Below are 8594 nucleotides of genomic sequence, written 5' to 3'. Positions count from 1 at the left end.
CGACCGCCGTCGCGTCAAGCGCCCGCAACGGGGCCGCCGCCGCCGGCGGCGCGCCGCCGTCATCTGCGCGCAGCGCCTCCGGACCCCAGCGATCGGCAAGCCGCAGCATGGCGCCTCCCTCGATCATCTCCGGCGGATCGAGGCTCAGCGCCTCGCGCGCCAGCATCCCCTGCTCCACCAGATCATACCAGCTCCCGTCCAGGCGCTCGGGATCGCCGGCGCCGCAGATCAGCAGCCGCGATTCCGCCCTTGTCAGCGCCACATACAGCAGGCGGCGGCGCTCCTGCGCGGCGCGCGCATCCACCGCCTCGGCGGCGGCGCGCAGGATCTCGGGCGCGTCCGCCGTCGGCGGCGGCCAGGCGGCGATCTCGGAGTGCGCGCTGCCCGCCATGCAGGGCAGCCGCGCGATCATCCGCCCCATGCGCGAGGCCCGGCGCGGCCCGCAATCGGGCAGGATCACGAAGGGCGCCTCCAGCCCCTTGGCGCCGTGCACGGTCATCACCCGCACCTCGTCGGCGCCGCCGCCCTGCTCGCGCTTGATCTGGTGGCTCTCGGCGGCCTCCATCCAGGCCAGAAACCCGGTGAGGCTCGGGGTCTCCAGCCGCTCATAGGCCAGCGCCTGGGCCAGCAGTTCGTCGATGGGGTCCTCGGCCTCCCCCCCCAGCCGCGCCAGCAGCTTCGCGCGGCCGCCATGGCGCACCAGCGCGCGTTCGAACAGTTCATAGGGGCGGTCGAAATCGGCCCGGTCGCGCAGGTCCCGGATCAGCGCCGCGGCCTCGGGAAACCGCCCCGCCGATTCGCGCAGCGCCCCCCACAGCGCGCCGCCCTCGCGGCCATGGGCGAGGTCGAACAGGTCCGCCTCGCCAAGCCCCCCCAGCGGCGAGCGCAGCACCGCCGCCAGCGACAAATCATCCCCCGCGTCCACCGCCACCCGGATCAGCGCCAGCAGATCCTTCACCGCCAGTTCCCCGGTCAGCAGCAGCCGGTCCTCCCCGGCCACATCGACGCCGCGCCGCTTCAACGCGCGGATGATCCCGCGGGCGATGGCGTCGCGCCGCTGCACCAGAATCAGCACGTCGCGGGGGCGCAGCGCCCGCCAGCCGCCCGCTTTGCGGTCCGGGATCGGCGCGCCCTCCTTCAGCAGCGCGTCCACATGCTCGGCCACCGCCACCGCCAGCCGCGCCTTGGGGTCGCCCGGCGCCGGGGCGTCAACCGGGTCGGCCCAATGCGGCGGTTCGACCGCCTCGCCCTTGCAAAACAGCGGCCAGATTTCCACCAGCCCCGGCGCGTCGGCGCGAAACGCCACGTGGCGCGGCGGCGCGGCGTCGGCGTTCAGCCCCTGCGCCGCGTCGCCCGCGAACACCGCGTCCACCAGCCCCAGCACCGCCGGGGCCGAGCGGAACGAATGCTCCAGCCGCCCCGCCTGCAAGCCCCGCCCCGCCGCCGCCAGCCGCGTCGCGAAATAGTCGCGCATGCGGCTGAATTCGCGCGGATCGGCGCCTTGAAACGAATAGATCGACTGTTTTTCGTCCCCGACCACGAACAGCGTGCGCGGGCTTTCCTCGGCGCCCTGCGCGCCGAGTCCCGCGTGGAATTCATCGGCGATGGCGCGAATCACCGTCCATTGCATGGGCGAGGTGTCCTGCGCCTCGTCGATCAGCAGATGCGAGAGGCCGCCGTCCAGCTTGTAAAGCGCCCAGGCCGCCATCTGCGAGCGGGTCAGCAGATCGGCTGCGACATTCACCAGATCTTCGAAATCCAGCGCCCCGCGCCGGGTCTTTTCGGCGGCGTAGGCATCAAGCAGGGCGCGCGCGAACACATGCAGATCGCGGGATTTTTCGTAGGCGGCCAGCGCCTGGCGCCGGTCGCGGATCTGCGCGGCGATCGCCGCCAGCTCCTCATAGGCCGGGGCCGCCCAGGGCGCCGCCGCCAGCACCGCCTTGCCCAGCAGCCACGGCGCCTTGTAGGGCCCGCCATCCGCCTTCAGCGCCGCGCCGATCACCGCGTCGAGCGCCGCCGACGGCCGCCCCGCCGCAAGCGCCGCCACGCCGGCGCGCAGCTTGTCGGCGAATCCCTGCGAGCGCTTGCCGCCGATCGCCGCGGCCCCGGCCAGCGCCGCCAGCGCGTCGCCGTCCAATCCGTCGGCCATGGACGCCTCGATCGCCGCCGGGTCCAGCCCCTCGGGCACGCCGAACACCGCGCGCAGGCCCTGCGCCGGGTCGGCGGGAAACGCCGCGCGCTTGGCCAGGGTCTCGGCGATCAGCCCGTCGAGCCCGTCCTCCCCCAGCCGGTCGGCGGCGGCGTCGAAGGCCATGTCCGCGCCGGTCTCGGCGGCCAGCGCCATGCGGTCGCGGATGGCCTCGATCATCTGCGCCTTCTGGCGGTCGTCCAGCACCGCAAAACCCGGCGACACCCCGGCCTCCAGCGGAAACCGCCGCAGCAGCGCGTCGCAGAACGCGTGGATGGTCTGGATCTTCAGCCCGCCCGGGGTCTCCAGCGCCCGCGCGAACAGTTTCCGCGCAACGCCGAGGCTTTGCGCGTCCAGCGCCGGCGCGTCGAAGCGCGCGTCGGCCTCGGACAGCTTGGCCAATTCGGCCCTGAGCCGGTCATCCCCCAGCATCGCCCACGCGCCCAGCATCTCGAACAGCCGGTTCTGCATCTCCGCCGCCGCCGCCTTGGTGTAGGTGAGGCACAGGATCTTCTCGGGCGCCGCCCCGGCCAGCAGCAGCCGCGCCACCCGGTCGGTGAGCACCTTGGTCTTGCCTGACCCGGCATTGGCCGTGACCCACACCGAATCCCCCGGCGCCGAGGCCAGGATCTGCGCCCGCGTCGCGTCATCCACCGCCCCGGGGGGGCCGCCCGCCATGGTCCCGGTCATGACCCGCCCCCGTCATCTTCATCGCCCGAATCGCCCCATTCCCCGAGCCGCGACAAATGGTCGAAATCGCTGGCATAGGTCAGGGATGCGGGCCGGATGCGGGCGCGATAGGGTTGGGTCGGGTCGTCATAGGCGGCGATCAGCCGGCCCAGATCCGCCCAGGCGCCGGCCACCGCGCCCTCCTCCAGCGCCACCTTGCGGATGGTCCCGGCATGAGGCTTGCTCCCGCTCAGCGCCACGTATTCCAGCGCGCCGACGCGCGCGGCGGGGATGTCGGCGAACCCGCCGCCCTCGGCAATGGCCCCGAGCAGCGCCAACTGCTTGGCGAACGCCTTGATCTGCTTGTCGGAGGGCGGCGCCCCGGTCTTGAAATCATAGATCGCGAGCCGCCCGTCATGCAGCAGGTCGATGCGATCGGCGCGGCCATGCAGGGTGAAGGTCCCGCCGGGGGCCGCGAAGTCGCGCTCCCCCCAGGCCTCGGCGCTCAGCGGCGCCCCCCGGGCGCGGCGCCCGATCTCGGCCGCGGCGAACCAGTCGGCGACCCGCTCCAGCCGCTTCAGCCACAGCCGCCGGATCGCCGGACCCGGCTGCGCCGCCAGTTCCGCGCGCGCGATGACCAGCAGCTTGTCGCGCAGGGCCTCGCGGGTCAGCGCCGCGTCGGGCCAGTCGCGGGTCTCGACGCAGAGCCGTTCGAAAATCCGGTGCAGCGCCGTGCCCTTGTCGCGCGCGTCGGGCTGGCGGCCGATGGGGTCGAGCGCGCGCAGGCCCAGCACCTTTTCCGCGTAGATCGCATAGGGGTCGCGGATCAGGGTCTCGATCCGCGTCACCGACAGCCTGCGCGGCCGCGCCGCCAGCGGCGGCATGGGCGCCGGGCGCGGCGCGGGCGGTTCCGCGTCGATGCGCGTCAGCGCGTCGGCCCCGCGCAGCCAGGCCGCGCCGCGCGCCCGCATCGCGTCCAGCGCCCCCCCGCCCCCGCCGCGTCGACCCCGCCCAGCAGGTTGACCAGCCGGATCAGCCAGCGCGAGGCCACCGTCGGCGCGCCCTCGGCCCTGGTCGCGCGGCTCAGGATCACCCGCCGCGCCGCGGCCGCCTGCAGGAAATCATGCGCCGCCAGCCCGATGCGCGCTTCCGGCGCCGCCAGCCCCAGCGCCGCGCGCATGGGCCGGTTCAGCCACGGTTCGGGCTGGGGCAGGCGCGGCCAGATCCCGTCATTGAGCCCGCCGAGGATCACCAGATCGGCGCTCTGGGCCCGCGCCTCCAGCGTGCCGCGAATGAAGATGCGGTCATGCACGCGCTGCGCCTCGGCCCGGGTCTCCAGCCCGGCGATCAGCGCCCCGAACAGCGCCGCGTAGTTGTCCGGCGCGCCGGCGTCGATGGCGTCATAGACCGGCGCCGCGGCGGCGAAACTCTCGATGAAATCCTGCGCCGCCCGCCCCGCCGCCTTGTCCCAGATCTGTTCCGGCCCCGCTGTCGCGCCGGCCTCCCCCGGCCAGCCGCGCGACAAGACCTGCGCCGCCGCGCGATGCGCCGCGACCAGCGCCCCGAGCCCGCCAGCCCCGTCGCCAAGCGGCGCCAGCACGCCGCGCATCCAGGCGAACCAGTCGAAAAACCCTTCGGGCGGCGCGTTCTTCCGCTTCTCCGCCGCCGCGCGCAAGACCGTTTCCAATCGGTCCCACTCGACCTCCACCGGCCCGCCGCGCAACCCGTTGCGCTCCAGCCACTGGCGCTTTTTCTGATGCGCGCCGCGCGCCGCGTCGCCGCCCCCGACCAGCGGATGACGCAGGATCGCCGCCAGCGCATGGGCGGCCAGCGGTCGCCCGACGCAGCCCGCCAGCAAGCCCAGCAGCACCCCGGGCGGCGTCAGGTTCAATGGCGGCCCGGCGCTGTCATCGGGCAGAATCCCCCAGCGCGACAGTTCCGCGCTCACCCGCCGCGCCAGCATCCGGTCCGGGGTCACCAGCGCCGCCGTGCCCTCGCCCAGCGCCGCCTCGGCCAGCGCCAGCGCGATGGCGGCGGCCTCGCGGCGCGGGCTGTCGGCCTCGATCAGCGCCATGTCGCCGGTCGCGGCCCCGGCCTCGCGCGCCAGTTCCGGCGCGGCGCGAAACCACGCGTCGGTCACCGGCGCCGGGCGCAGGGCCTGGCTCAGCAGCCGCAGCCGCGCCGGGCTGGCGGGGCGGGCGTCGGTCCAGGGCCGGCTGTCCGCCGGATCGACCCCCATGGTCGCGCATAGCTGGCCGAGCATGAATTGCGGATGCTCCGGGGTCAGCCGCGTCCACAAGTCGGGCGGCATGTCCGCGTCCAGCCCCGGCAGCACCACCGCGCCCCGGGGCAGCCGCGCCACCGCCGCCAGCAGAATCGCCGTCGCCGGGGTCGAGCCGGTGGAGCCCATGGCGATCACCGGCCCTTGCGGCGGGGCCTCGCGCCACGCGGCCGCCAGCGCCTGCGCCGCCATGCGCCGGCGCGCCTGCGGGTCCAGCGCGCCGGCCTCGGCCTCGGCCAGATGCGCCGGCCAGATATCGGTGAGGATGCTCAGGAACCGCTGCGTCAGCCGCCAATGCGCCGCGTGATCGCCCATGTCGAGCCCCGCCAGCGCCCCCGCCTCCAGCCCCGCCCCCTGCAAATCGTCGAGCAGCGCCGCCAGCGTCGCCGACAGCGCCGGCGCCGCCGCCGGATCGCCGAATTCGGGGGCGGCGCGCAGGAACCGTTCCACCAGCCGCATCAGCGCCAGCCGGCGCCGCATGGGATCGACCCCCGCCGGCACGCCCAGCCCCGCCGCCGCGTCGCCCAGATCGCTCACCAGACTGAAGCGCGGCAGATAGGTGGCGCCCGCCGATTCCAGCGCCGATTCCACCGCCCGCGCCGTGCGCCGGGCGTTGGTGAAGATGCGCAGCCGGGCCAGCGTCTCGGGCGGGGCGCCCGCCAGCCGCTGGCGCAGGCCGCGGGCGAATTCGACGGAAAAATCCACCCCGGGGGGCAAATGGAACACCCTCGGCCCAGAACCCATGCCCGAATCCATGCCCGAATCCATGCCCGAATCCGCATCCACAGCTGGCTGCAAGAACGTCATCCGCCGCCCTCGCGCAGCAGCGCGCTGGCGGCGTCGAGCCCCGCCGGCGTGCCCACATCCACCCAGCCGCCCTGGTGCACCACGCCGAACAGCCGCCCTTCGGCCAGCAGCCGGTCCCAGATCAGATTGGTGGAGAACGCCCCCTCCGGCGCGCCGTCAAAGGCGTCGAGCGCGATGATCTGCGCCCCCGTATAGACCAGCGGCGCCGCAGCCCGCGCGCCGCGCCGCGCCAGCCGCCCCGCCGCATCCATGGAAAAATCCCCCGCCCGCGCATAGGCCAGCGCCGCCTCGCGCCGCGTCAGCAGCAGCAGCGCCCCCATGCGCGCCGGATCCCATGCCGCGGCGAGGGTCGGCAACGGCGCCGGGCCGGTCCAGACCGCATCGGCGTTCAGCGTGAACACGGGCCCCGCCCCCAGCAGCGGGCGGGCATGGACGATGCCGCCGCCGGTCTCCAGCAGCGCCGCGGTTTCGTCGGACAGCGCCACCTCGGGCCGCGCCCCGGCCGGGCGCGCCGCCAGATGCGCGCGCAACTGATCGGCGCGGTAATGCAGGTTGATCACGACCCGGGGCACGCCCGCCTGCGCCACGCGCTCCAGCGCCAGATCGATCAGCGCCCGCCCCGCGACCTTCAGCAGCGGCTTGGGACAGTCAGCGGTCAGCGCCCCCATGCGCGTGCCCAGCCCGGCGGCCATGATCATCGCCGCGCCGGGCGCCCGCGACGCGCTCACGATCGCGCGCCCCGCACCCGCGCCAGCGCCGCCGGCGTCGGCGCCGGGACATGGGCGGCGACGAAGCCGCGCAGCTCGTCCAGCGCCGGATGCGCCAGATCGCGCGCCAGATGCGCCCAGACCCGCGGGATCAGCGCCAGATATTGCGGTTTGCCGTCCTGCAGCCACAGCCGGGTGAACAGCCCGACGATCTTCAGATTGCGTTGCGCCGCCAGCCGGGCGAAATCGGCGGCGAATTCCGTCGGCGCGACGCCGGTCGCCGCCGCGTAGCGCGCCAACATCGCCGCGCGCAGCCCCGGCGACACGTCGCGGCGCGCATCCTCCAGCAGCCCCGCCAGATCATAGGCCGGATGCCCGCGCAGCGCGTCCTGATAGTCGAGCAGCCCGACCCGCGCGCCTTCAGCCCTGCCCGGCAGCCAGATCAGGTTCTCCGCGTGATAGTCGCGCAGCACCAGCGTCCCGCGCGCCGCCGCCACCGGCGCCATGGCCCGCGCGACCATGGCGCGGAACGCCTCGACCCGCGCCGCGCCGCGCCCCGACGCCGCAGGCGCCCACCATTCGACGATCAGCGCCGCCTCGCGCAGCAGCGTCGCCATGTCATAGGGCGGGATCGCATGGCCAGCGACCTCGGTGGGAGGCGGATCCCGATGCAGCCCCGCCAGCAGATCGACGGCCGCGGCGTAGAGCCGGGTTTCGGCGCCCGGATCGCGCGCGCAGATCGTGGCGAACAGATCGTCGCCCAGATCCTCCAGCAACACCAGCCCGGCGGCCCGATCGGCGGCCAGCGCCGCCGGGGCGCTGAGACCGCGCGCCCTCAGGAACCCGGTGAGCGCCAGAAACGGCTTCGTGTCGATCCCGCGCGCAGGCGGCGCATCCATCAGCACCGCGCGCCGCGCGCCGTCGCGCACCCGGTCGTAACTGCGCGCCGACGCATCCCCGGCCAGCGGGGTCAGCGCCGCCCCGCCCCAGCCGGCAAGGGCCAGAAATTCCGCCTTGCGTTGCGCCCGCGCCCCCGCTTGCGCCGCCGCTTGCGCCCCCGCTTGCGCCGCCAATTGCGCCCCAGCTTGCGTCATGCCCGCCACCCCGATCACGCGCCGCCCCCCTCGCCCGCCGCGCGCAGCGCCGCCATGACCGCGCCCCAGCCAGGCCCGACCGGGGTCGCGCGCAGCAACCGCCCCTCGCCCCGCGCGAGAAAATCCAGCGCCAGTTCCAGCCGCCGCGCCGGCGCGAGCGGCCCCAGCCGGTCCGGCCATTCGACAAAGCAGATGGCGACGTCGAAGGCTTCGTCGAGCCCAAGCTCCTCGCAGCCCTCCGGCCCGCCCAGCCGATACAGATCCGCGTGCCAGACCTCGCCCCGCGCCGTGTCATAGGTCTGCACCAGGGTGAAGCTCGGCGAGGGGATGTCCTCCGCGCGCCCGTCCTCGGCCAGCAGCGCGGCGATGGCGGCGCGCGCCAGCGCCGATTTCCCGGCCCCCAGATCGCCGCTCAGCAGCACCGCATCGCCGGGCGCCAGCGCGCGCGCCAGCATGGCGCCGACGCGATCGGCGGCGGCGGCGTCGGGCAGGTCCAGCGTCAGGGCGACGGCGGATGCGCGGCTTTCGTCAGCAGGCGGCAGGGTCATGCGATCGGTCCATGGCGGCGTCGCCTCGTCCTATCCCGGAACGCCGCCCCGGAAAACCCGGCGCAGCCCCGGTTTCCGGTTTTTTGGCGTTGGGCTTGTTTTGGCGCCGCGCCGCGCCGCCCCCGAAAAGCCGGGGAATCAGACCAGGCGCGACAGGCGCCGCAGCGCCAAAGCCTTCGCCAGCAACCAGACCAACCCGAACGCCTGCACCGCCAGCGCCGCCGCCAGCGCCAGCGCCCGCGCCGCCGCGCCCGACAGCCGCGCGGCCAGGCGGAACACCCGCGCCTTGCCCAGCGCCTC

At 74.8% G+C, this 8594-nt stretch carries 6 protein-coding genes; all 6 read right to left on the bottom strand.

The genetic code is table 11. From position 1 onward, the window contains the following. A partial coding sequence (addA, locus tag AC1HC7_RS07170) for a double-strand break repair helicase AddA (protein WP_479498854.1) occupies nt 1-2878 on the bottom strand: 2878 nt, incomplete at its 3' end. After that, nucleotides 2875-3828 (bottom strand): PD-(D/E)XK nuclease family protein, encoded by a 954-nt coding sequence (locus tag AC1HC7_RS07165; protein WP_479498853.1) that lies wholly within the window; start codon nt 3826-3828, stop codon nt 2875-2877. The genes AC1HC7_RS07165 and addA, both read right to left, overlap by 4 nt. After that, nucleotides 3783-5945 (bottom strand): double-strand break repair protein AddB, encoded by a 2163-nt coding sequence (gene addB, locus AC1HC7_RS07160; protein ID WP_479498852.1) that lies wholly within the window; start codon nt 5943-5945, stop codon nt 3783-3785. Before addB ends, AC1HC7_RS07165 begins: the two co-directional genes overlap by 46 nt. Further along, nucleotides 5942-6643: a nucleotidyltransferase family protein gene (locus tag AC1HC7_RS07155; RefSeq protein WP_479497774.1), complete on the bottom strand. Its 702-nt coding sequence runs from the start codon at nt 6641-6643 to the stop codon at nt 5942-5944. Before AC1HC7_RS07155 ends, addB begins: the two co-directional genes overlap by 4 nt. Before the next feature lie 26 nt (nt 6644-6669). Next, on the bottom strand, nt 6670-7746 hold the full coding sequence (locus AC1HC7_RS07150; RefSeq protein ID WP_479497733.1) for an aminoglycoside phosphotransferase family protein: 1077 nt from the start codon (nt 7744-7746) through the stop codon (nt 6670-6672). 14 nt (nt 7747-7760) lie between these two features. Beyond that, nucleotides 7761-8294 (bottom strand): tRNA (adenosine(37)-N6)-threonylcarbamoyltransferase complex ATPase subunit type 1 TsaE, encoded by a 534-nt coding sequence (tsaE, locus tag AC1HC7_RS07145; RefSeq protein ID WP_479497734.1) that lies wholly within the window; start codon nt 8292-8294, stop codon nt 7761-7763. Nucleotides 8295-8594: the final 300 nt, after the last annotated feature.

It is taken from the genome of Oceanicella sp., from assembly GCF_056449545.1.
The sequence above is the reverse complement of the archived record's forward strand: the minus strand, read 5'-3'. Positions and strand labels throughout refer to the sequence as shown.